The organism is Micrococcus sp. GbtcB5 (assembly GCF_019091605.1).
Taxonomy (GTDB): Bacteria; Actinomycetota; Actinomycetes; order Actinomycetales; family Micrococcaceae; genus Micrococcus; species Micrococcus luteus.
This window is the reverse complement of sequence record NZ_JAGXJK010000007.1, coordinates 50,284-72,272: the sequence shown is the minus strand read 5'-3', so window position 1 is coordinate 72,272 and position 21,989 is coordinate 50,284. Positions and strand designations below refer to the sequence as shown.

The window sequence follows — 21,989 nt, the reverse complement described above, 5'->3', positions numbered from 1 at the left end:
CGGGGCCGGTCTCACGCGGTCAGCGGATCACCAGGTTCACGAGCTTGGGCTCGCGCACGATCACCTTGACGATCTGGGCGTCCCCGATGAAGTTCCGCACCTTCTGCGACGCGCGGGCGCGCGCCTCGAGGTCCTCGGCGGTGATGTCCGCGGGCACCTCGAGGGTGTCGCGGACCTTGCCTTTGACCTGGACGACGGCCGTGACGGTGTCCTCGACCAGCAGCGCCTCGTCCACCGCGGGCCAGCCGGCGCGGATCACGGAGGGCTCGTGGCCCAGCAGGACCCACATGTCCTCGGCCGTGTACGGCGCCACGAGGGAGAGCAGCACGGCCACGGCCTCGGCGGCCTCGCGGACGGCGGGGTCGGCCGCGCCGGCACCCGCGTCGATCTCCTTGCGGGCCGCGTTGACCAGCTCCATCGTCTTGGCGACGACCACGTTGAACTTGCCGTCGTCCAGCAGCTGCTGGGCCTCGTGCACGGTCCGGTGGGTCACCCGGCGCAGGGCCACGGCCCCGTCCGCCGGGTCCGTGCCGGCCGGGGTGCCCGTCGCGCGGACGTCGCGGGCCAGGCGCCACGCGCGGGCCAGGAACTTGCCGGCGGCCCCCGGGGCGACGTCGGCCCAGTCCACGTCGTCCTCGGGCGGCGAGGCGAACACCATGGTCAGGCGCACGGCGTCGACGCCGAACTGGTCCAGCTGGTCGCCCAGGTCCACGCCGTTGCCCAGCGACTTGGACATGGCCTTGCCGTCGTTGAGCACCTGGCCCTGGTTGAGCAGGGCGCGGAACGGCTCGGTGAAGGGCACCAGGCCGAGGTCGTGCAGGGCCTTGGTGAAGAAGCGGGCGTACAGCAGGTGCAGGATCGCGTGCTCCACGCCGCCCACGTACTGGTCCACGGGCAGCCAGCGGCGCAGGGCCTCGGGGTCGAAGACGCGGGCGTCGTCGTTCGGGGACGCGTAGCGGAGCATGTACCAGGACGAGTCCACGAACGTGTCCATGGTGTCGGTGTCCCGTCGCGCGGGGCCGCCGCACTGCGGGCAGTCCACCTCGACCCACGACGTCGCCGCGGCCAGGGGCGACTGGCCCTTGGGGGCGAGCTGCTCGCCCTTGAGGTCGGTCGGCAGGGTGACCGGCAGCTGGTCCTCCGGCACGAGCACCTCGCCGCAGTCCGGGCAGTGGACCACGGGGATCGGGGTGCCCCAGAAGCGCTGACGGGAGAGCAGCCAGTCGCGCAGCCGGTACGTGGTGGTGCCCCGGCCGGTGCCGCGCTCCTGCACGATCTCGATGGCCCGCGCGATGGCCGCGGTCTTGTCCAGGCCGTCGAGCTCCCCGGAGTTCACCAGGATGCCCTCGCCGGTCGTCGCGACGCCGGAGACGGCCGGGTCCTCCTCGCCGGTGTCCAGCACGGCGCGCACGGGCAGCCCCATGGCGCGGGCGAAGTCGAGGTCGCGCTGGTCGTGGGCCGGCACGGCCATGATGGCGCCCGTGCCGTAGTCGGCCAGCACGTAATCCGAGGCCCAGATCGGCAGGCGCTCACCGGTCAGCGGGTTCACGGCGTGGCGGCCCAGGAACACGCCGCTCTTCGGGCGGTCCGTGGCCTGGCGGTCGATGTCCGAGACCTTCTTCAGGTCCTCCCGGTACGCCTCGAGTTCGGCCCGCACGTCGTCGCCGGCGAGCTCGGCGGCCAGCGGCGCGTCGGCGGCGACCACCATGAAGGTCGCGCCGTGCAGCGTGTCCGGCCGGGTGGTGAAGACCGTGACGACGGGGCCGTCCTCGACCTGGAAGTCGACGTGGGCGCCCTCGGAGCGGCCGATCCAGTTGCGCTGCATGGCGAGCACGCGCTCGGGCCAGTGGCCGGTGAGCTGGTCCATGTCGTCCAGCAGCGCGTCCGCGTACTCGGTGATGCGGAAGTACCACTGGTTCAGGGTCCGCTTGGTGACCTCGGTTCCGCAGCGCTCGCAGCGGCCGTCCACGACCTGCTCGTTGGCGAGCACCGTCTGGTCCTGGGGGCACCAGTTGACCGGGGAGTCCTTCCGGTACGCCAGGCCCTTGCGGTACAGCTGCTGGAACAGCCACTGGGTCCACCGGTAGTACTCGGGGTCCGAGGTGTGCAGCTCACGGGACCAGTCCACGGCGATGCCGTACCGCTGGAAGGAGCGCTTCTGCGTCTCGATGTTCGCGTAGGTCCACTCGGCCGGGTGGGCGTCGCGCTTGATGGCGGCGTTCTCGGCCGGCAGGCCGAAGGAGTCCCAGCCGATGGGGTGCAGCACGTCGAAGCCGCGCTGCATCCAGTGGCGCGCGACGACGTCGCCCATCGCGAACGCCTCGGCGTGCCCCATGTGCAGGTCGCCCGACGGGTACGGGAACATGTCGACCACGGTGCGGGTCTCGGAGCCGTCCTCGCGCGGGGCGAACGTCCCGGCCTGCTCCCAGTACCCGGCCCAGCGGGCCTCCACGTCACGGAACGAGTACTCCGCGTCGGCGGGGATGCTGGGGGTGGCCGGCACGGCGCTGTCGGGGGTCTGGCTCACGGCGGTTCGAGTCCTCACGCAGTCGGGATGGGGCGCCGGCCCTCGGGCGGCGCGGACGGGGCCGGCGGCACGGCCGGCCACCCCATCCTACGGCGACGGCGCCCCGGCCCGGCCGCAGGGCCGCTCCGAGACGCCGTGCCCGGCCGGGCACGCGGTTTCAGGCGGAGTGGCTGCCGCCTGCCGGACGCTCGGGCCCGGCGTCGGGACCGGGGCGCGCCCCTCCGGAGGTGAGCGCGTCGTCCTCCTCGAGCACCTGGGCGACCTCGTCCTCGAGGGCCTCCGTCACCGCGTCCGGGGCCGCCACGGAGTCCCCGACCGCCTCCTGCAGCTGCACTGCGTGCTGGGCCGTGAAGGTCTTCTCCGGATGCTCACGCAGGCGGAGCAGCGCGAGCAGGCGCAGACGCAGCCCCGACTCGGCGGAGATCTGCCGGCGGTGGGTGAGCCACCAGACGAGGAGCACGAGCGCGAGCACGATCCCCAGGTGGCCCAGCGCCGGGTAGACGACGTTCATCAGGTCGCCGAAGCCGACGAAGCTCACCGCGAAGGCCAGCAGCGTGACGCCGGCGAACACGGGCCGGTAGCGGCCCGGGCGGTCGGCCGTGAGGCGGCGTCCCAGCGCGTAGAACATGCCGATCGCGGTGTTGAAGATCATCAGGTAGATCACCACGACCATCGCCCAGCCCAGCCAGGGCGCGATCGAGGCGAACAGCCGCAGCATGGGGACGTCGGCGCGGCCGATCTCGGCGTAGCCGAGGTAGAGCAGCGTGGAGGCCATCAGGAGCAGGGCGGTGTACATCAGGCCACCGGTGAGGCCGCCGAGGAACGCCTCCCGGGGGTGGGTGATGGACCCGCCGATCACGAGGCACATGGACACGGCCATCACGACGACGAGGCCGAAGTAGTTGACCGAGGACAGCCACCACGGGTCCACCGGCGTGGTGGCCTGGACGGCGAGGGACTCGTGGGCGGTGAAGCCGCCGTCGCGGGTGACCAGGACGTGGACGAACCCGGCCACGACCGCGACGACCACCAGGGGCGTGATCAGGGAGATGATCGCGGAGACCTTCTCCACGTCCAGCATGCCCGTCACGAGCACGAGCAGGGTCATCAGGGTGGAGCCCGCCCACGTCGGCCAGCCGAACTGCTGGGCGAGCGTCGAGCCCGCCCCGGCGAGCATGACGACGCCGATCGCGAAGAGCGTCACCGTCACCACGACGTCCAGGATCCGGGCCATCACGGGGTGCGAGACGCTGCGGAAGACGACCTTGTGGTCGGCCGCGAGGAACACGCTGCCCAGCTGGAGGATGACGGCGCCGCCGGCGGTGACGAGCAGGCCGGCCAGTCCCGCGCCCACGACGCCGATCCAGCCGAAGCCCACGAAGTACTGGATGACTTCGGCGCCGGTGGCGAAGCCGGCGCCGACGAGCAGGCCGACGAAGGCGAGGGCGATCTTCAGGGATCTGAGCGCGACGGGGTGCTGCACGCATGGGCCTTTCGTGGGGGACGGGGTGCGCCCGTGCGGGCCCCGGGACCGAGGACAGGCCGGAGTACGGTAGGCACGCGCGCGCCATCGTGGCCAGGACCAGGCGTCGCCGGGTTCCGGGCAGCGTGGCCTCAGGCCCACCCCAAGGCCGCCCTCCCGCTGGCACGCCGCGGTCGCGATCAGGCCGAGCATCTCGGCGGACCCCGTCCCCGCGTCCAGCGGAGACGAGGCGCCACGGCGTCGGCGGTCGAAGGCCTGGCTAGGGTGGGGACGTGCCTGTCCCGACGCCGTCCGCCGCCCCGGGCCCGCCCGTCCGCCTGCGCGATCTGCTGCGCCCGCCCGCGGCGCCCGCCGATCCCCGCGTGCTCACGGGCCACCCGGCCCGGACGCCCCGCCGGCACACCCTGGCCGTCCCGGACCCCGTCAGCGGGATCCGGTCGTCCGTGGCCGTGTGGGAGTACACCCCCGTTCCGGTGGCCGCGCCGGGATCGCCCGGCGCACCCGAGGGGGACGCGGCCGCTGCCCCGCTCGTGTTCGTGCACGGCTTCCGCGGGGACCACCACGGCCTCGCCCTGCTGGCCGACGCGCTCCCGGAGCATCCGATCCACTCGATCGAGCTGCCCGGCTTCGGGGCTTCGGAGCCCTTCCCCCACGCCGAGCACACCGTGGCCCATCACGCGGACGCGGTGGCCACCGTCGTCGCCGCCCTGGGTCTGCGGGCGACCCCCGTGCTGGTCGCGCACTCCTACGGGACGACGGTGGCGGCCGAGCTGGTCGCGCGGGACCCGTCCCGGTGGGGACGGCTGGTCCTGCTCAACCCCATCGCCGAACCCGCGCTGGAGGCGTCGGCGTCCGTGTCGAGTCGGGTGCTGGCGGCCGTCGCCGAAGGGTACTACGAGGTCGCCGCCCGCCTGCCCGAGCGCCCGGCGCGGCTGCTGCTGGGCGCGCCGCCGGTCGTGTGGGTGACCACGCTCGCCATGACCCGCACCAGGGACAGGGATGTCCTCGCGTACACCCATGACCAGCACCGGCGCCACTTCTCGGACTTCGCCTCCGCACGCATGCTCTCCGAGGCGTACCGCGCCTCGAGCACGGGCTCCGTGGCCGACGTCGCCGCCCGCCTCAGCCTGCCGGTGCTGCTGGTCGCGGGGCGGGAGGATCCGCTGGGCTCGGTGCCGGCACAGGAGGCGCTCGCCGCGGCGATCGACGACGCGGGCGGCACGGCGGAGCTGCACGTCCTCGACGGCGTCGGGCATCTGCTGCACTACGAGCGGCCGGCCGCCTGTGCGGCGTTGATCCGCGACTGGCTCCGCCGCGCCGGCCGCTGACGCCGTCATCGCCCCGGCGTCGCCGCGCTCCGGCCCCTCGGGCTGCGGGTCGGTCCGGCCGCCCCCTCAGAGCACCCCGGCCGGGTCGAGCCGCACCCGCACCGGGGCGGTCTCGCGCCGGGCGCTCGCCGCGGACCGGGCGGCGCGCAGGGCGCCGACGGTGGCCTCGGCCGCCGCGTACGGGAAGATCAGCAGGGCGCGGGAGCGGGTCTCGTCGGCGGGGTCCGGCACCGGCCCGATCCAGGGCAGTCGCGCCGGGCCGCCGTCGAGCGGGGCCGAGTGAGGATCCTCGTGGACGTCCTCGTCCGGCCGTTCCCGGCGGGCGGCCTCCACGAGCTCGAGGTACTCCGCGACGGCGGCGGCCTCCCCCGTGACCTCTGCGAGGCGGCCGGCGGGAGGCAGGTGCAGCTCGCGCCGCTCGGCGACCTGGCGCGCGGCGAAGCCGTCGGGGTCCCGTCGGACGAGCGCGTTCACCGCCTCCCCCGCGTCCGCGGTGACCACCACGACGCCCCCGTCGGAGGCGGGGCGGACCAGGCAGGCGGCCGCGAGCCAGCGGGCGAGCACGCGGCCCGGCACGTCGAGGCCCTCGCGCTGGAGCTGGCTGTCCCCGTCGAGCAGCAGGGCGGCCGCGTAGCCGTCGGGCGTCATCGGCTCGGCCCCCACGGTCGCCACCACCAGGGAGGGCCCGGGCGGCACCGAGCCGAGCATGTGCTGCGCCGAGGAGGCGTGCACGGGCACGCGCGGGAACGCCCGGCCCAGCTCCTCGGCCGTGCGGTCCACGCCGCGGGCGCCGGCCCGCAGCGTCGTGCCGCCGCACTCGGTGCACCGGAAGCCGCGCTCCCGGGTGCCGCACCACCGGCACGCCACCTCCCCGTGCCGGGCGGCCCGCGCGTCGCGGAAGCCCAGCGGCCCCGCGCAGACGCGGCAGCGGGCGGGCGTGCGGCACCGTTCGCACACGAGGGCGGGGATGAAGCCGGCCCGGGCCACCTGCACGAGCACCGGGCCCGGCCGTGGCCCGAGCAGCGCGGCGCGGGCGGCGGCCCAGGCGGCCTGCGGCAGCCGCGCCCGCTGCGCGAACGGGTCGCGCGCCGTCTCCCAGGCGTCGGCGGTGGAGACGACCCGTGGCCCGAGCTCGCGCTGGGTCGCGCGGGAGGGGCCCAGGTGCAGCAGCCAGCCCGACTCGACGAGCCGTTGCACCGGGACGGACCGGGAGGGCCCGGCGAAGAGCAGCGCCGCGCCGGTCGCGCGGGCCCGCTCCAGCACGACCTCTCGGGCGTGGAAGTAGGGCGCGCGGGGTTCGGCCCACGCGTCGTCGCCGTCGTCCCAGAGCACCACCAGCCGCAGGTCGCGCACGGGCGACCACACGGCGGCCCGGGTGCCGGCCACGATGCGCCGGGTGCCGCGCAGCGCGGCCAGGTGGGCGCGGTACCGGGGCGTGTTGCCGTCCTCGGAGCCGATCCGCGCGTAGGCGTCTTCGCCCACGTGCTCGTCGAGGGCGGCGCAGAGCCGGTCGAGGTCGCGGTGGTCGGGCACCAGCAGCAGGACGCCGCCGCCCGAGGCGGCCACCGTGCGCGCTAGGGCGGCCAGCGCGCCCGCCTCGTCCCATTCGAACAGGCGCGAGGGCACGACGGCGGCCGCCCGCGCGGCGTCCCCGGCCAGCACGGCGGACACGAACGCGGTGCCCCCCTCGAGGGACTCCCACACCGTGGGCACGAGGCCCTCCTCCGCCGCGGGCGCCTCCGGGCGCTCGGCGTCCGTGCCGGTCAGCGTCACAGGGTGGTCCGCGGCGGTTTCCGCGTCCTCCGCCAGGGCGGCCTTCTCGACCTGCGCGACGCGCGGGGGCACCGCGGCCCGCAGCACGTCCGTGACGACGCCGGCCTGGCGGCGGGCCACCGCGCGAGCGGTCGCCAGGACCTCCTCCGTCAGCGGCGGGATGGCGGTGAGCACGCCGGTGAGCTCGGTGAGCTGGGCGCCGGTGGCCGGCTCCTGCTCCCGCGAGACGAGCCAGCCCGTCATGGCCCGTCCGCCGAAGCGGACGGACACGCGGGAGCCGGGGACCGCCCGGGCGTCCAGGGCCACGGGCACGAGATAGTCGAACTCACGGTCCAGGTGCGGCACGGGCGAGTCCAGCAGGACGCGTGCGATCGGCCGCTCCGGCCACCCCTCGGCCCGCTCCGGCAGTCGGGGTGCGTCCTCCGGCTCGGGGAGGGCGAACAGCGTGTCCGTGATGCCCGCCTCCGGGTCAGAGGCCGGCGGCGGCGCGCAGCTGCTCGACGCGGTCCGTGCGCTCCCACGTGAAGTCGGCGTCGTCCCGGCCGAAGTGGCCGTTCGCGGCGGTCCGTCGGTAGATGGGCCGCAGGAGGTTCAGCTCCTTCACGATGGCGGCCGGACGCAGGTCGAACACCGCGTTCACGGCCTCGATGATCTTCTCCTCCGGCACCGTGGCCGTCCCGAAGGTGTCCACGTACAGGCCCACCGGCCGGGCCGAGCCGATCGCGTAGGCCACCTGGAACTCGGCGCGCGAGGCGAGGCCGGCGGCCACCACGTTCTTCGCGACCCAGCGGAGCATGTAGGCGGCGGAGCGGTCCACCTTGGACGGGTCCTTGCCGGAGAAGGCGCCGCCGCCGTGCCGGGCCATGCCGCCGTAGGTGTCCACGATGATCTTGCGACCGGTGAGGCCGGCGTCGCCCACGGGCCCGCCGATGACGAACTTGCCGCCCGGGTTGATGATGATCCGCATACCGGAGGTGTCGAGGCCGGAGCGCTCGATGACGGGTCGGATCACGTGCTCCTCCACGTCCGCCCGCAGCTGCTCCTGCGTGACCCACTCGTGATGCTGCGTGGAGACCACCACGGCCTCGACCGTGGTGGGCACGTGGCCGGGCGCGTAGCCGATGGTGACCTGCGTCTTGCCGTCCGGCAGCAGGTACGGCATGGGCGTGTTCTCCGCCCGGCGCACCGCGGTGAGCCGCTCGGAGAGCCGGTGCGCGAGGTAGATGGGCATGGGCATGTACGCCGGGGTCTCGTCCGTGGCGTAGCCGAACATGATGCCCTGGTCCCCCGCGCCCTGCTCGTCCACCTCGTCCGCCGAGCCGTACTCGCGGGCCTCGAGGGACCGGGAGACGCCGGCGAAGATGTCCGAGGACTGCTGGCCGATGGAGATGTTCACGCCGCACTGGGCGCCGTCGAAGCCGTTGGCCGAGGAGTCGTAGCCGATGTCCAGGATGGTCTCGCGCACGATCTTGGGGATCTCCACGTACGCCGAGGTGTTCACCTCGCCGGCCACCTGCACCAGGCCGGTGGTGGTCAGGGTCTCCACGGCCACCTTCGCCGACGGGTCGGCGGCGAGGATCGCGTCCAGGATGGCGTCGGAGATCTGGTCGCAGATCTTGTCGGGGTGGCCCGCCGTGACGGACTCGGAGGTGAAGAGGCGGAGCTCTCCGCCGCCCACCCCCGAATACGGGTCGGCGTGGCGGGTGGGGCTCAGCGAGGCGGCATCGGTCATGCCGCCCAGTCTAGGTCAGCGGCCCGACGCGCCGGCGGGGTCGCGACCGGCGAGGTCATCCACGATCGCCCGCACGACGGCGGCCGCCGCCTGGTCCTTGGAGCCCGCGGCCTCCACGGCGGGGCGGCCGTCGGCGAACAGGATGGTCACGGCGGTCTCGTCCCGGCCGAACACCTTGTCCGTGCCGACCTCGTTGACCACGAGCATCTCGCAGCCCTTGCGCGCCAGTTTGGCCCGGCCGTACTCGAGCACGGAGGACGTCGCGTCGCCGGTCTCCGCGGCGAAGCCGACGATGAGCGGGGCCATGGGCCCGCCCTCGGAGCGGGTGCGCACGGCCGTGGCGAGCACGTCCGGGGTGCGCTCGAGCACGATGACGGGCGCGCCGCCGTCGTCGCCCTTCTTCATCTTGGCGTCCGAGACCTCGGCCGGCCGGAAGTCCGCGACGGCCGCCGCCATCACGAGGACGTCGGCGTCGGCGGCCTCCGCCAGCACGGCCTCGAGCAGGTCCTGCGTGGACTCCACGGGCACGACGCGCTCGACGCCCTCGGGCGTCGGGACGGACATGGACCCGGCGACGAACCGCACGGTGGCGCCGGCCTCGAGGGCGGCGCGCGCCAGGGCGGCCCCCTGCTTGCCGGAGGAGCGGTTCCCCAGGTAGCGGACCGGGTCCAGGGCCTCGCGGGTGCCCCCGGCCGTGATCACCACGGTGCGACCAGCCAGCGGGCCGGGCGCGGGCTCGGCATCGGACCCGGACGCGGAGGCCCGGGGACGGCGCGGGGCGCCCGCGGCCGCGGCGGCCTGCGCACGCTCCCAGATCTCGGCGGGCTCGGGCAGACGTCCGGTGCCGGAGTCGGCCCCGGTGAGGCGGCCCACGGCGGGATCCACGACCGTGACGCCGCGCTCGCGCAGGAGGGCGACGTTGGCGACCGTGGCGGGGTGGTGCCACATCTCGGTGTGCATGGCGGGGGCCAGGACGACGGGGCACGTGGCGGTGAGCAGCACGTTGCCCAGCAGGTCGGGCGCCATCCCCGCGGCGGTGCGCGCGAGCAGGTCGGCGGTGGCCGGCGCGACCACCACGAGGTCCGCACGCCGGCCGAGCCGGACGTGGTTCACCTCGTCGACCGCCTCGAACGTGTCCGTGCGGACCGGGCGGCCGGAGAGGGCCTCCCACGTCGCCGCGCCCACGAACTCGAGGGCGTTGGCGGTGGGCACCACGGTCACGCCGTGGCCGGCCTCGGTCATCAGGCGCAGCAGCAGCGCCGCCTTGTAGGCCGCGATGCCGCCGCCGACTCCGAGGACGATCTCCATGACGGGCTCAGGCCTCCGGGGCGTCCTCGGAGGTGCCCTCCTCGGCGCGCACCGTCTCGGCGGCCTCCTCGATGGCGGCGGGATCGCCCATCGGCTGGTGGGCGTCGGACGACTCGAGGGTGGCGAACGGGTCGTCCTCGCCCGGCAGGGAGAAGTCGCCGAAGTCCTCGGCGGCCAGGTCGGCCTCCGGGGTGGCCTCGACGGCCTCGTGGGACTCGAGCAGGTCGGTCTCGATCTCGCGCAGGGCGATGGACAGCGGCTTCTCGTTCAGCTGGGTGTCCACGAGCGGGCCGACGTACTCGAACAGCCCCTCGTGCAGCTGCGAGTAGTAGGCGTTGATCTGCCGGGCCCGCTTGGCGGCGAAGAGCACCAGGGCGTACTTCGAGTCGACCCGCTCCAGCAGGGAGTCGATGGGCGGGTTGACGATGCCTTCGTACTGTTCGGTCACGGGGTCTCCAAAGTCTTCATCTCACTGTCACGTCGGCGCCGGGTGCGGCGTCGGTGCGGCCGGTCCTCAGGCCTCGGTCGGACGGCGCTCGGGGTCCAGCCCCATGAGTCTCACCAGTTCCTCGGCGGCCCGCTCCACGCGGTCGTTCACGACGACGGCGTCGAACTCGGGTTCCGCGGCGAGTTCCAGTCTAGCCGTTTCGAGCCGGCGGCGCTGTTCCTCCGGGCTCTCGGTGCCGCGGCCGAGCAGCCGGGACACGAGTTCCTCCCAGCTCGGCGGCGCCAGGAACACGAAGGTGGCCTCCGGCAGCGCACGGCGGACCTGGCGCGCGCCCTGCAGGTCGATCTCCAGCAGGACGTGGCGGCCCTGCGCCACGGCCTCCATCACGCGGTCGCGCCGCGTGCCGTAGCGGTGGACGCCGTGCACGACGGCCCATTCCAGCATCTCGTCCGCCTCGACGAGGGAGTCGAACTCCTCCGGCGTCGTGAAGTAGTAGTGCACCCCGTCCTCCTCGCCCGGGCGCGCCGGGCGGGTGGTGGCGGAGACGGACAGCCAGGCCTCGGGGTAGTGCTCGCGGACATGGGCCGAGACGGTGCCCTTGCCGACGGCGGTGGGGCCGGCCAGGACGGTGACGCCCGGGCCCGGGGGGCGTTCCTGGACGGCGGTGCGGGCCACTGGGACGGCGGGGGCGGGTCCGGGGTCGAACGTGTCGGTCACGCATCCTCCTGGTGGGACGGGCCTCGCAGGCCCTTCACCCGGGCCGGCGCCGACCCGCCGGGGTGTGGGGGTCACCGGCCAATATAGGCGATCAGCGCCTCGCGCTGACGACGGCCCAGGCCGCCCAGCCGACGCCGCGGCGAGACGCCGCACCCCGCCATCGCCGCCCGGGCCCGGACCTCGCCCACGCCCGGCAGGGCCAGCAGCAGGTCCACGGTCCGCAGACGGGCGACGGCGTCCTCGGCGTCCGCGCGCGCGAAGATGTCGGCCAGGCCGACCTCACCGGCGGCGAAGGCCGCCTTGAGCTCCGCCCGCGCCCGGCGGGCCTGGAGGGCCTTCCTCCGGGCCTCCGCCCGCTCCTGCACACTGAGCTGCCGCAACGCCATGGGTCTGACCTCGATGCCTCTCGTTCCTCACCGGCCCCATCGTGACCCTTCCACGGTCAAGGCCAACGAGCGCAGCCGATCGAAAGGGAAAATACCATCTCATCCACACGGCACGGGCGCGCCGGGAGGACGCGGGCGTCACCGCAGGGCGGCGCGATTCTCCTCGATCGCGTCCACCAGCGAGGCCACCGACGGACCCGCGCTCAGGATGCCGCGGGACGAGGTCGCCAAGACCTGCGGCCAGGCCGTTCCGAAGCCGGCCCGCATGCCCCGGGCCGTGGCGCCCTGGGCACCGAACCCGGGGGCCAGCAGGGGCCCGCCGAGGGCCGGCAGGTCCAGGCCGAGGCGGTCCGCCTCGGCGGCCACCGTGGCGCCCAAGACGAGTCCCACCGGCCCCCACGCGTCGTCGCCGCGCAGGGCCGCGTTCTCGGCGGCCGCGGCCCCGGCGATGCGCCGGGCGACCGATCCCTCGGCCGACCCCTCGCCCACGTGCTGGACCTCGCGGCCCTCCGGATTGGAGGTCAGCGCGAGGACGAACACGCCGCGGCCGGCCTCGTGGGCGGCGCGGATGGTCGGCACGAGGGTGCCGAAACCCAGGTACGGGCTGAGCGTCACCGCGTCCGCGGCCAGGGGCGAGGCGTCGGAGGTCCACGCGGCGGCGTAGCCGTCCATGGTGGAGCCGATGTCACCGCGCTTGGCGTCCGCGATCGTGAGCACCCCGGCGTCCCGGGCGGCCGCGAGCAGCCGCTCCAGGGCCGCCAGGCCGGCCGATCCGTGGCGCTCGTACAGCGCCACCTGGGGCTTGATCGCCGCCACGCGAGGCCCCTCGGGACCCACCGCCGCCTCGAGGGCGGTCAGGGAGAACGCCTCGAGGCCCGCCGGGGTGTCGCTCAGGCCCCACTGCCGCAGCAGGCCCGGATGGGGGTCCACGCCGAGGCACAGCGGACCGGCCGTCTCCATGGCGTGGGCCAGCCGCCGCCCGAAGGGGGCGCGGGGCCCCGCGCCGCCCGTCGCCGTCGTGGTCACGCCGCGGCCTCCGGCCCGGCGACGGCCTGCTGCAGGCGCGCGTCGTGCTCTTGCAGTGAGGTGACGGACCACTCGTAGGACCGCATGGCCTCGATGGCCTGCAGGCACGCCCCGAACTCGGCCGTGGTCGTGATCACCGGCACGCCGAGCGACGTCGCGGCCGCGCGGATCTCGTAGCCGTCCGTGCGGGCGTCGCCGCCGGAGGGCGTGTTCAGCACGAGATCGACGGTGCCGGCGTGCAGCTGCTCCAGCACGGTGCCCGCGCCGTCCTCGTGCCCGGCGTCGGCGATCTTCGCCACGACCTCCGCGGGGATGCCGTTGCGCCGCAGCACCTCGGCGGTGCCGCCGGTGGAGACCACCTGGAAGCCGAGGTCGACGAGGCGCTTGGCCTGGCCCACGAGGGTGCGCTTGTCCCGGTTGGCGACCGACACGAACACGCGCCCCGAGGTGGGCAGCGGGCCGCCGGCGGCGGACTGGGACTTGGCGAACGCGGTGTCGAAGTGCTTGTCGATGCCCATGACCTCGCCCGTCGAGCGCATCTCCGGGCCCAGCAGCGAGTCGACCACGCGGCCCTCCGCGGTGCGGAAGCGGGTGAACGGCAGCACCGCCTCCTTGACCGCCACGGGCGCGCCGATCGGCAGGGTGCCGCCGTCGTACGCCGTGGGCAGCATGCCCGCCGCGCGCAGGTCGGCGATGCTCTCGCCGACGCCGATCCGCGCGGCCGCCTTGGCCAGCTGGACGCCCGTGGCCTTCGAGACGAACGGCACGGTCCGCGAGGCACGCGGGTTCGCCTCGATCACGTACAGCACGTCCGAGGCGAGCGCGAACTGGATGTTGATCAGGCCGCGCACGCCGACGCCGGCCGCGATCCGCTCGGTGGCGCGGTGCACGCGCTCGAGCACGTCCGGGCCCAGGGTGACGGGGGGCAGCACGCACGCGGAGTCACCCGAGTGGATGCCCGCCTCCTCGATGTGCTCCATGACGCCGCCGAGGTACAGCTCGGTGCCGTCGTAGAGGGCGTCGACGTCGATCTCGATCGCGTCCTCGAGGAAGCGGTCCACGAGCATCGGCTGGTCGGGGGTGATCTCCGTGGCGTGCTCCACGTAGTGGGCCAGCGCCTCCTCGGAGTACACGATCTCCATGCCGCGGCCGCCGAGCACGTAGGAGGGGCGCACGAGCACGGGGTAGCCGATCTCGTCCGCCACGCGCTTGGCGTCGTCGAAGGAGACCGCCGTGCCGTTCTTCGGCGCCACCAGGCCCGCGCGCTCGAGCACGAGCGCGAACTCGCCGCGGTGCTCGGCCAGGTCGATGGCCGCGGGCGAGGTGCCCAGGATCGGCACGCCGGCGTCGGCGAGCTGCTGGGCCAGCTTGAGCGGGGTCTGACCGCCGAGCTGCACGAAGACGCCGCGCACGCCGCCGGAGGCCTCCTCGGCCGCGATGACCTCCAGGACGTCCTCGAGCGTGAGCGGCTCGAAGTAGAGGCGGTCGGAGATGTCGTAGTCCGTGGACACGGTCTCCGGGTTGCAGTTGACCATCACGGTCTCGTAGCCGGCCTCGCGCAGCGCCATGGTGGCGTGCACGCACGAGTAGTCGAACTCGATGCCCTGGCCGATCCGGTTCGGGCCCGAGCCGAGGATGATCACCGACTCGCCCTCGTGCGGGGCGACCTCGGTCTCGAGGTCGTAGCTGGAGTACCGGTACGGGGTGAAGGCCTCGAACTCGGCGGCACAGGTGTCCACGGTCTTGTAGACGGGGCGCACGCCCAGGGCGTGACGCACGCCGCGCACGACCGCCGCGTCCATGTGCCGCAGCGAGCCGATCTGGGCGTCGGAGAACCCGTGCCGCTTGGCGCGGCGCAGCAGGGTTTCGTCGAGGACCTCGGCGTCGCGGATCTCGTCCGCGACCTCGTTGATGAGCACGAACTGGTCCAGGAACCACGGGTCGATCGCGGTGGCCTCGAAGGCCTCCTCGATCGTGGCGCCGGCGTAGAGCGCCTGCTGGGTCTGGGAGAGCCGGTCGGTGGTGGCCGTGCGCGCCGCCGCGAGCAGGGCCTGCGGGTCGGCGTCCTGCGGGAACGCGAGCTCCGAGCCCTTCTGCTCGAGCGAGCGCAGGGCCTTCTGCAGGGCCTCCGTGAAGTTGCGGCCGATGGCCATGGCCTCGCCGACCGACTTCATGGTGGTGGTCAGCGTGGGGTCCGCCGCCGGGAACTTCTCGAACGCGAAGCGCGGGACCTTCACGACCACGTAGTCCAGGACCGGCTCGAAGGACGCCGGGGTCTTCTGGGTGATGTCGTTGGGGATCTCGTCCATCGTGTAGCCCAGGGCCAGCTTGGTGGCGATCTTGGCGATCGCGAAGCCGGTGGCCTTCGAGGCCAGCGCCGAGGAGCGGGAGACGCGCGGGTTCATCTCGATGACGACGACGCGCCCGTCCACGGGGTTCACCGCGAACTGGATGTTGCAGCCGCCGGTGTCCACGCCGACCTCGCGGATGACGTTGATCGAGATGTCCCGCAGCTTCTGGTACTCGCGGTCCGTCAGCGTCATGGCCGGGGCCACGGTGATGGAGTCGCCGGTGTGCACGCCCACGGGGTCCACGTTCTCGATGGAGCAGACGACGACGACGTTGTCGTTCTTGTCCCTCATCATCTCCAGCTCGTACTCCTTCCAGCCGAGGATGGACTCCTCGAGCAGGACCTCGGAGGTCGGGCTGTACTGCAGGCCGGCGCCGCAGATGCGGTACAGGTCGGCCTCGTCGTAGGCCATGCCGGAGCCGAGGCCGCCCATCGTGAACGAGGGGCGCACCACCACGGGGTACTTCAGGTCCTCGACGGCGGCCAGGGCCTCCTCCATCGTGTGCACGATGTGGGACCGGGCGGACTCGCCGCCGGCACGCTCCACGACGCCCTTGAACAGCTCGCGGTTCTCGCCGAGCTCGATGGCCTCGATGTTCGCGCCGATCAGCTCGACGCCGAAGCGCTCGAGCACCCCGTCCTTGTCGAGGGCGATGGCGGTGTTCAGCGCCGTCTGGCCGCCCAGGGTGGGCAGCAGGGCGTCCGGGCGCTCCTTCTCGATGATCTTGGCGACCACGGCCGGGGTGATGGGCTCGACGTAGGTGGCGTCGGCCAGCTCCGGGTCGGTCATGATCGTGGCCGGGTTGGAGTTGACGAGGACGACGCGGACGCCCTCCTCCTTGAGGACGCGGATGGCCTGGGTGCCGGAGTAGTCGAACTCGGCGGCCTGGCCGATCACGATGGGGCCGGAGCCGATGACCAGGACGGACTTCAGGTCGGTGCGCTTGGGCATGGATCAGGCTCCTTCGGTGGCGGGGGTGGTGGCGGTGCGGTGCTCGGTGAGCAGCTGCACGAAGCGGTCGAACAGGTCGAGGGTGTCGTTGGGGCCGGCCGCGGACTCCGGGTGGAACTGCACGGAGAAGGCGGGCCGGTCGAGCAGGCGCAGGCCCTCGACGACCTGGTCGTTCAGGGACCAGTGGGAGACCTCGACGCGGCCGAAGCGCGACTCCGGCGCCTCGATCGGGTCGCCGAGGGGGGCGTCCACGGCGAAGCCGTGGTTCTGGGAGGTGATGGCCACGCGGCCCGTGGCCTTGTCCAGCACCGGCTGGTTCGGACCGCGGTGGCCGAACTTCAGCTTGTAGGTGTCGAAGCCGAGCGCCCGGCCGAAGATCTGGTTGCCGAAGCAGATGCCGAAGAACGGCAGGCCGGCGTCGAGGACCTCGCGCAGCAGCTCCACCTGGGCGTCTGCCGTGGCCGGGTCGCCGGGGCCGTTGGACAGGAAGACGCCGTCCGGGTCCACGGCGCGGATGCCGGCCAGGTCCGTGGCCGCGGGCAGCACGTGCACGCGGATGCCGCGGGAGGCCAGGTGCCGCGGCGTGGCGGCCTTGATGCCGAGGTCGAGGGCGGCGATCTCGGCGATCGGCTCGCCCTCCCAGCCGTGCTCGGCCGGCTCGATGACGTACGGCTCCTCCGTGGTGACGGACTCCGCGAGGCGGGCGCCGGCCATCGACGGCTGGGCGCGCACCTCCGCCAGCAGCTCGGCCTCCGGGCGGGCGGCGTGCTCGCCGGAGAACACGCCGGCGCGCATCGAGCCCTCGGTGCGCAGGCGGCGGGTGATGGCCCGGGTGTCGACCTCGCGGATCCCGACGACGCCGAACGCCTCGAGCTCCTCGTCGAGGCTGCGCTCGGCGCGCCAGTTGGACGGACGCCGGGCCGCGTCGCGGACCACGTAGCCGGCCGCGAAGATCGCCCGCGACTCGCGGTCGGCGTCGTTGACCCCGGTGTTGCCGATGTGCGGGGAGGTCTGCACGATGATCTGCCCCGCGTAGGACGGGTCGGTGAGGGTCTCCTGGTAGCCGGTCATGCCCGTGGTGAACACGGCCTCGCCCAGGGTGCGGCCGCGGGCGCCGTAGGCCCGGCCGCGGTGGACGGTGCCGTCCTCGAGGACGAGCAGGGCCAGGTCGTCGGTGGGGGTGCTCATCGGGGGTCTCCTTCTCCTGCGCGGCCGGCCGGGTCGGCCGGGGCGGGGTCGATGATGGTCTGCAGGGCGGCGAGGAGCCGGTCGCGGTCCTCGGGGCGGTCGGGGCGGAAGGCGGAGGTGAGTTCGACGTCGCCGAGGCGCCAGCCCCAGGCGACGAGCCCGCCCGGCTCGACGAACTTGCCGGCGATCCCCGCGGACAGGCCGGCCTCGACGAGGTCGTCCGCGGGGATGAACAGGTTGGCGGCCCCGGGGCGGAGCACGAGCAGGCCGCGGTGGGCGCCGGCGTCGTGGACCTCGAGGACGGCGCGCGAGCGCAGGCCCAGGCCGTGCACCGCCACGCGGTCCAGTCGGTCCTCGCCGCGCACCGTGCCCACGTGCATGCCCTCCGCGGACAGCGTCGGCTCGGCGTCGTAGAGGGCCGTCGGCACGGGGGCCGGGGCCGGGATCCCGGCCTGCGCCCGGCGGCGGGCCCGCCACCCGAGGGCCAGCAGGCCGAGCAGCACGAGGACGACGGCCAGGGTGCCCAGGGTCACCGGCAGCCACACGTCCGCGTAGTCCTTCGTCGGGGTCCGCGGCGGGACGGGACGGGCCGCCAGGGCGGCGGCCAGGGGGGTGATGCTCACGCGCGCTCCCCCGTCTCCGTCAGGGCCGGGTGGCGGTACGGCCGGGCGGGGGCGCCGTCGGCGACGACGCGGGCACCGCGATAGACCGTGTGGCGCACCGCACCCGGCAGCTCCATGCCCCGGTACGGGCTGTTGCGGGACTTCGTCAGGTGCTGCTCGGGGTCCACGGTGCGGCGGGCCCGCGGGTCCACGAGCACGAGGTTGGCCACCGCGCCGACGCGCGGGACGCCGCGCTCGTCGGCCTGGCCCTGGTCGGTCAGGCCGGCGATCCGGGCCGGCGCCGTGGACATCACGCGGGCGACGCCGGCCCAGTCCATCAGGCCGGTGTCCACCATCGCCTGCTGCACCACGGACAGGGCGGTCTCGAGGCCCGTCATGCCCATCGCCGCGACCGTCCACTCGCACTGCTTGGTCTCGGCGGGGTGTGGGGCGTGGTCGGTGCCCACGGTGTCGATGGTGCCGTCGGCCAGCCCGGCGCGCAGGGCCATCACGTCGGACTCGCGGCGCAGCGGCGGGTTGACCTTGAACACGGGGTCGTAGGAGCGGACGAGCTCCTCGGTGAGCAGCAGGTGGTGCGGGGTGACCTCGGCGGTCACGGCCACGCCCTGGGCCTTGGCCCAGCGGATCAGCTCGACGGAGCCGGCCGTGGAGACGTGGCACACGTGCAGGCGGGAGTCCACGTGCTGGGCCAGCAGCACGTCACGGGCGATGACGGCCTCCTCCGCCACGGCGGGCCAGCCGGCCAGGCCGAGGACGCCGGAGAGCTCGGACTCGTTCATCTGGGCGCCGGCGGTGAGGTTCGGCTCCTGCGCGTGCTGGGCCACGAAGCCGCCGAAGGACTTCACGTACTCGAGCGCCCGGCGCATCAGCACGGCGTCGTGGACGCACATGCCGTCGTCGGAGAACATCCGCACGCGGGCCTGCGAGTCGGCCATCGCGCCGAGGTCGGCCAGGGCCTCGCCGGCCAGGCCCACGGTCACCGCGCCCACGGGGTGCACATCGCACCAGCCCGCGTCCCGGCCCAGCCGCCACACCTGCTCCACCACGCCGGCGGTGTCGGCCGTCGGCGTCGAGTTGGCCATCGCGTGGACCGAGGTGAAGCCGCCCATCGCGGCGGCGCGGGTGCCGGTCTCGACCGTCTCCGCGTCCTCCTTGCCGGGCTGGCGCAGATGGGTGTGCAGGTCGACGAGCCCGGGCAGCAGCACCAGGCCGGCGCAGTCGACCTCCTCGGGGGCCGGGTCGAGGCCGGCGGCGTGGGTCGCGGCGTCCGGGCCGAGGGCGGCGATCCGGCCCTCGGCGACGAGCACGTCGGCGGTCTCGCCCGTGGTCAGGCGCGCGCTGCGCAGCAGCAGGGGGGCGGGGCTGGGGGCGCTCACGGGCGGACCTCCTGGTCGTGGTTGAGGACGAGGTGCAGGACCGCCATGCGGACGGACACGCCGTTGGCGACCTGCTCGAGGGCGGTGTTGCGGGGCGAGTCCGCCGCCGCCGGGCTGATCTCCAGGCCGCGGTTCATCGGGCCGGGGTGCATGACCACGGGCTCGTCGAGCAGGGCGCCCCGGCCGGCGGTGAGGCGGGCGAAGCGGTCATCGGTCAGCCCCCAGGTCCGGGTGTACTCCCCTGCGGACGGGAAGAAGGCGCCGCCCATCCGCTCGGCCTGGACGCGGAGCATCATGACGGCGTCGGGGCCGGCGTCGAGGGCCTCGTCCAGCGAGTAGGTGACCTGGCACGGCCACGCGGCCACGCCCACGGGCAGCAGGGTGGGCGGGGCGGCCAGGGTGACCTGTGCGCCCAGCGTGCTGAGCAGCCACACGTTGGACCGGGCCACGCGCGAGTGCAGGATGTCCCCCACGATCACCACGCGCATGCCGGTCAGGTCCCGGCCGACCAGGTCCTCTCCCGTCGCCGCGGCGAGGCGCCGGCGCAGGGTGAAGGCGTCCAGGAGGGCCTGGGTGGGGTGCTCGTGGGTGCCGTCGCCGGCGTTCACGACGGCGGAGCGCACCCAGCCGGAGTCGGCCAGCTGGCGGGCCGCGCCCGAGGACCAGTGGCGCATCACGATGGCGTCCGCGCCGATGGCCTCGAGCGTCTGGACGGTGTCCTTGAGCGACTCCCCCTTGGAGACGGACGACCCCTTCGCGGAGAAGTTGATCACGTCCGCGGAGAGCCGCTTGGCGGCGGCCTCGAAGGAGATGCGGGTGCGGGTGGAGTCCTCGAGGAAGAGGTTCACCACGGTGCGGCCGCGCAGGGCGGGCAGCTTCTTGACCTCGCGCTGGTTGACGGCGGCCATCTCCTCGGCGGTGTCGAGGACGGCGAGGGCGTCGGCGCGGGAGAGGTCGGCGGTGGACAGCAGGTGGCGCACGGCTCAACCCTCCCGGGTCGCGACACGGTCGACGATGCTCACGGCGTCCTCGGTGACCTCGCCGGTGCCCTCGGGGCCGTCGACCTCCATGAGCCGGACCTGGACGCGCTCGGCGGTGGAGGTCGGCAGGTTCTTGCCCACGAAGTCGGCCCGGACGGGCAGCTCGCGGTGCCCGCGGTCCACGAGGACGGCCAGGCGCACGGCGGCGGGGCGGCCCAGGTCGGCGATCGCGTCGAGGGCGGCCCGGACGGTACGGCCGGAGAAGAGGACGTCGTCCACGAGCACGACGACGGCGCCGTCGAGGGGGACCTCGGGCAGGCGGGTGGGCATCGGGGTGCGGGCCGTGCCGCGGCGGAGGTCGTCCCGGTAGAGCGTCACGTCCACCTCACCGACGGCGGCGGTGGGGTCGAAGGCCGGCTCGATGCGGGCCAGCAGGGCGCCGAGCCGCCGGGCCAGGGGGGCCCCGCGGCGCGGGATCCCCATCAGGACGAGACCCTCGGCGCCCTTGTTGGACTCGAGGATCTCGTGGGCGATCCGGGTCAGCGCCCGGTCGATCTCGGACGTGGACAGCACGGTCCGGGCAGCACGAGGTGCGGCGGGGTCAGTTCCCATGCCGGCGCCTCCTTCCCCGCCTCACAGGACGGCTCTTAAAGGATGCGTGGTTCGTCCCGGGGCGCCGGTGGGCCCCCGCGCGGGACGTCGCCGACTCTACCAGCGAGGCCCGCCCCACGGCGCGGATGACGCGGTGCGAAACGGGCCTCGTGACGGAGCTCTCGGCGGCTCAGGCGAGCAGCGTCGGCTTGACCTGCTGCAGGCGGCCGAGCAGACCGTTGACGAACTCGGGCGAGTCGTCCGTGGACAGCTGGGCGGCCAGGGCGACGGCCTCCGAGATGGCGACGGCGTCCGGCACGTCGTCCTGGAACAGCAGCTCCCAGGCCCCCACGCGCAGGATCGCCCGGTCGACGGCGGGCATGCGGTCCAGGGACCAGCCGCGGGAGTAGGAGCTCAGGGCCTCGTCGATCCGCTCCTGGTCCGCGATGACGCCCTCCACGAGCCGCTGGGTGTAGGCGTTCACCTGCAGGTCGGTGCTCTCGCGGCGGGTGCGGATGCCCTCCAGCACGGTGGAGCCGCGCTGCTCGGCCTCGAACAGGATCTCCACCGCACGCTGCCGGGAGCGGCTGCGCGCCGTGGTTCCCCGCTTGGCACCGGAGCCGGCGGAGGCCCGCTCAGTCATTGACGCGGCCGAGGTAGTCGCCGGTGCGGGTGTCGACCTTGACGCGGGTGCCCTGCTCCACGAAGAGCGGCACCTGGATCTCGGCGCCGGTCTCCACGGTGGCGGGCTTGGTGCCGGCGGAGGAGCGGTCCCCCTGCAGGCCCGGCTCGGTGTAAGTGATCTCCAGGACGACGGACGCCGGCATCTCCAGGTACAGCGGCGTGCCCTCGTGCAGGGCGATGACCACCTGGGTGTTCTCGAGCATGTACTTCGCGGCGTCGCCGACCACGGCCCCGGGCACGGTGATCTGGTCGTAGTCCTTGACGTCCATGAACACGTAGTCCGCGCCGTCCTGGTAGAGGTACTGGTAGTCGGAGCGGTCGACGGTGGCGAACTCGACCTTGGCGCCGGCGTTGAAGGTCTTGTCCACGACCTTGCCCGTGGTGATGTTCTTCATCTTGGTGCGGACGAACGCGCCGCCCTTGCCCGGCTTGACGTGCTGGAACTCGGTGACGTTCCAGAGCTGGCCCTCCAGCTTCAGGACGGCGCCGTTCTTGATGTCGTTGCTCGTTGCCACGT

At 74.1% G+C, this 21,989-nt stretch carries 18 protein-coding genes; 1 reads left to right on the top strand and 17 read right to left on the bottom strand.

All coding sequences use genetic code 11. The features are described 5' to 3' along the window. Nucleotides 1–19: 19 nt before the first annotated feature. Nucleotides 20–2,527, bottom strand: coding sequence for a leucine--tRNA ligase (gene leuS / locus KVS67_RS03925; RefSeq protein WP_159228106.1), 2,508 nt, complete (start codon nt 2,525–2,527; stop codon nt 20–22). A gap of 157 nt (nt 2,528–2,684) precedes the next feature. Further along, nucleotides 2,685–4,010: a membrane protein gene (locus KVS67_RS03920; RefSeq protein WP_036336588.1), complete on the bottom strand. Its 1,326-nt coding sequence runs from the start codon at nt 4,008–4,010 to the stop codon at nt 2,685–2,687. Nucleotides 4,011–4,282: 272 nt separating this feature from the next. Between KVS67_RS03920 and KVS67_RS03915 the strand changes: the two genes are divergently transcribed. Next, nucleotides 4,283–5,338, top strand: coding sequence for an alpha/beta fold hydrolase (locus KVS67_RS03915; protein ID WP_036336590.1), 1,056 nt, complete (start codon nt 4,283–4,285; stop codon nt 5,336–5,338). A 66-nt stretch (nt 5,339–5,404) separates the two neighbouring features. Here the strand turns inward: KVS67_RS03915 and KVS67_RS03910 are convergent, their stop codons facing one another. From KVS67_RS03910 to efp, 15 genes are all read right to left on the bottom strand, one after another. After that, nucleotides 5,405–7,468 (bottom strand): primosomal protein N', encoded by a 2,064-nt coding sequence (locus KVS67_RS03910; protein ID WP_166795257.1) that lies wholly within the window; start codon nt 7,466–7,468, stop codon nt 5,405–5,407. Nucleotides 7,469–7,580: 112 nt separating this feature from the next. Then, complete coding sequence (gene metK / locus KVS67_RS03905; RefSeq protein WP_095694620.1) at nt 7,581–8,843, bottom strand: methionine adenosyltransferase; 1,263 nt, start codon at nt 8,841–8,843, stop codon at nt 7,581–7,583. 15 nt (nt 8,844–8,858) lie between these two features. Beyond that, nucleotides 8,859–10,151, bottom strand: a complete 1,293-nt coding sequence (gene coaBC, locus KVS67_RS03900) for a bifunctional phosphopantothenoylcysteine decarboxylase/phosphopantothenate--cysteine ligase CoaBC (RefSeq protein ID WP_134416495.1) — start codon at nt 10,149–10,151, stop codon at nt 8,859–8,861. A gap of 7 nt (nt 10,152–10,158) precedes the next feature. Further along, on the bottom strand, nt 10,159–10,599 hold the full coding sequence (rpoZ, locus tag KVS67_RS14380) for a DNA-directed RNA polymerase subunit omega (protein WP_065573109.1): 441 nt from the start codon (nt 10,597–10,599) through the stop codon (nt 10,159–10,161). A 66-nt stretch (nt 10,600–10,665) separates the two neighbouring features. Next, the gene (gmk, locus tag KVS67_RS03890; protein ID WP_217564755.1) at nt 10,666–11,316 is read right to left on the bottom strand and encodes a guanylate kinase; all 651 of its coding nucleotides are present in this window, start codon (nt 11,314–11,316) and stop codon (nt 10,666–10,668) included. A gap of 71 nt (nt 11,317–11,387) precedes the next feature. Beyond that, nucleotides 11,388–11,702: an integration host factor, actinobacterial type gene (gene mihF / locus KVS67_RS03885; protein WP_134416491.1), complete on the bottom strand. Its 315-nt coding sequence runs from the start codon at nt 11,700–11,702 to the stop codon at nt 11,388–11,390. Nucleotides 11,703–11,840: 138 nt separating this feature from the next. Further along, complete coding sequence (pyrF, locus tag KVS67_RS03880; protein WP_134416489.1) at nt 11,841–12,728, bottom strand: orotidine-5'-phosphate decarboxylase; 888 nt, start codon at nt 12,726–12,728, stop codon at nt 11,841–11,843. After that, on the bottom strand, nt 12,725–16,030 hold the full coding sequence (carB, locus tag KVS67_RS03875; RefSeq protein WP_134416487.1) for a carbamoyl-phosphate synthase large subunit: 3,306 nt from the start codon (nt 16,028–16,030) through the stop codon (nt 12,725–12,727). The genes pyrF and carB overlap by 4 nt, the downstream gene beginning before the upstream one ends. Before the next feature lie 3 nt (nt 16,031–16,033). Next, nucleotides 16,034–17,218: a glutamine-hydrolyzing carbamoyl-phosphate synthase small subunit gene (gene carA / locus KVS67_RS03870; RefSeq protein ID WP_134416485.1), complete on the bottom strand. Its 1,185-nt coding sequence runs from the start codon at nt 17,216–17,218 to the stop codon at nt 16,034–16,036. Then, nucleotides 17,215–17,841, bottom strand: coding sequence for a hypothetical protein (locus KVS67_RS03865; RefSeq protein ID WP_036380937.1), 627 nt, complete (start codon nt 17,839–17,841; stop codon nt 17,215–17,217). The genes carA and KVS67_RS03865 overlap by 4 nt, the downstream gene beginning before the upstream one ends. Next, entirely contained in the window at nt 17,838–19,217 is a 1,380-nt protein-coding gene (locus KVS67_RS03860) for a dihydroorotase (protein WP_063188942.1), read from the bottom strand. Before KVS67_RS03860 ends, KVS67_RS03865 begins: the two co-directional genes overlap by 4 nt. Next, nucleotides 19,214–20,197: an aspartate carbamoyltransferase catalytic subunit gene (locus KVS67_RS03855; protein ID WP_036313715.1), complete on the bottom strand. Its 984-nt coding sequence runs from the start codon at nt 20,195–20,197 to the stop codon at nt 19,214–19,216. Before KVS67_RS03855 ends, KVS67_RS03860 begins: the two co-directional genes overlap by 4 nt. Nucleotides 20,198–20,200: 3 nt before the next feature. Continuing rightward, nucleotides 20,201–20,809: a bifunctional pyr operon transcriptional regulator/uracil phosphoribosyltransferase PyrR gene (gene pyrR / locus KVS67_RS03850; RefSeq protein ID WP_036313707.1), complete on the bottom strand. Its 609-nt coding sequence runs from the start codon at nt 20,807–20,809 to the stop codon at nt 20,201–20,203. 169 nt (nt 20,810–20,978) lie between these two features. Further along, nucleotides 20,979–21,431, bottom strand: a complete 453-nt coding sequence (nusB, locus tag KVS67_RS03845; protein ID WP_063188939.1) for a transcription antitermination factor NusB — start codon at nt 21,429–21,431, stop codon at nt 20,979–20,981. Then, entirely contained in the window at nt 21,424–21,987 is a 564-nt protein-coding gene (efp, locus tag KVS67_RS03840) for an elongation factor P (RefSeq protein ID WP_002857030.1), read from the bottom strand. The genes nusB and efp overlap by 8 nt, the downstream gene beginning before the upstream one ends. Nucleotides 21,988–21,989 lie beyond the last annotated feature (2 nt).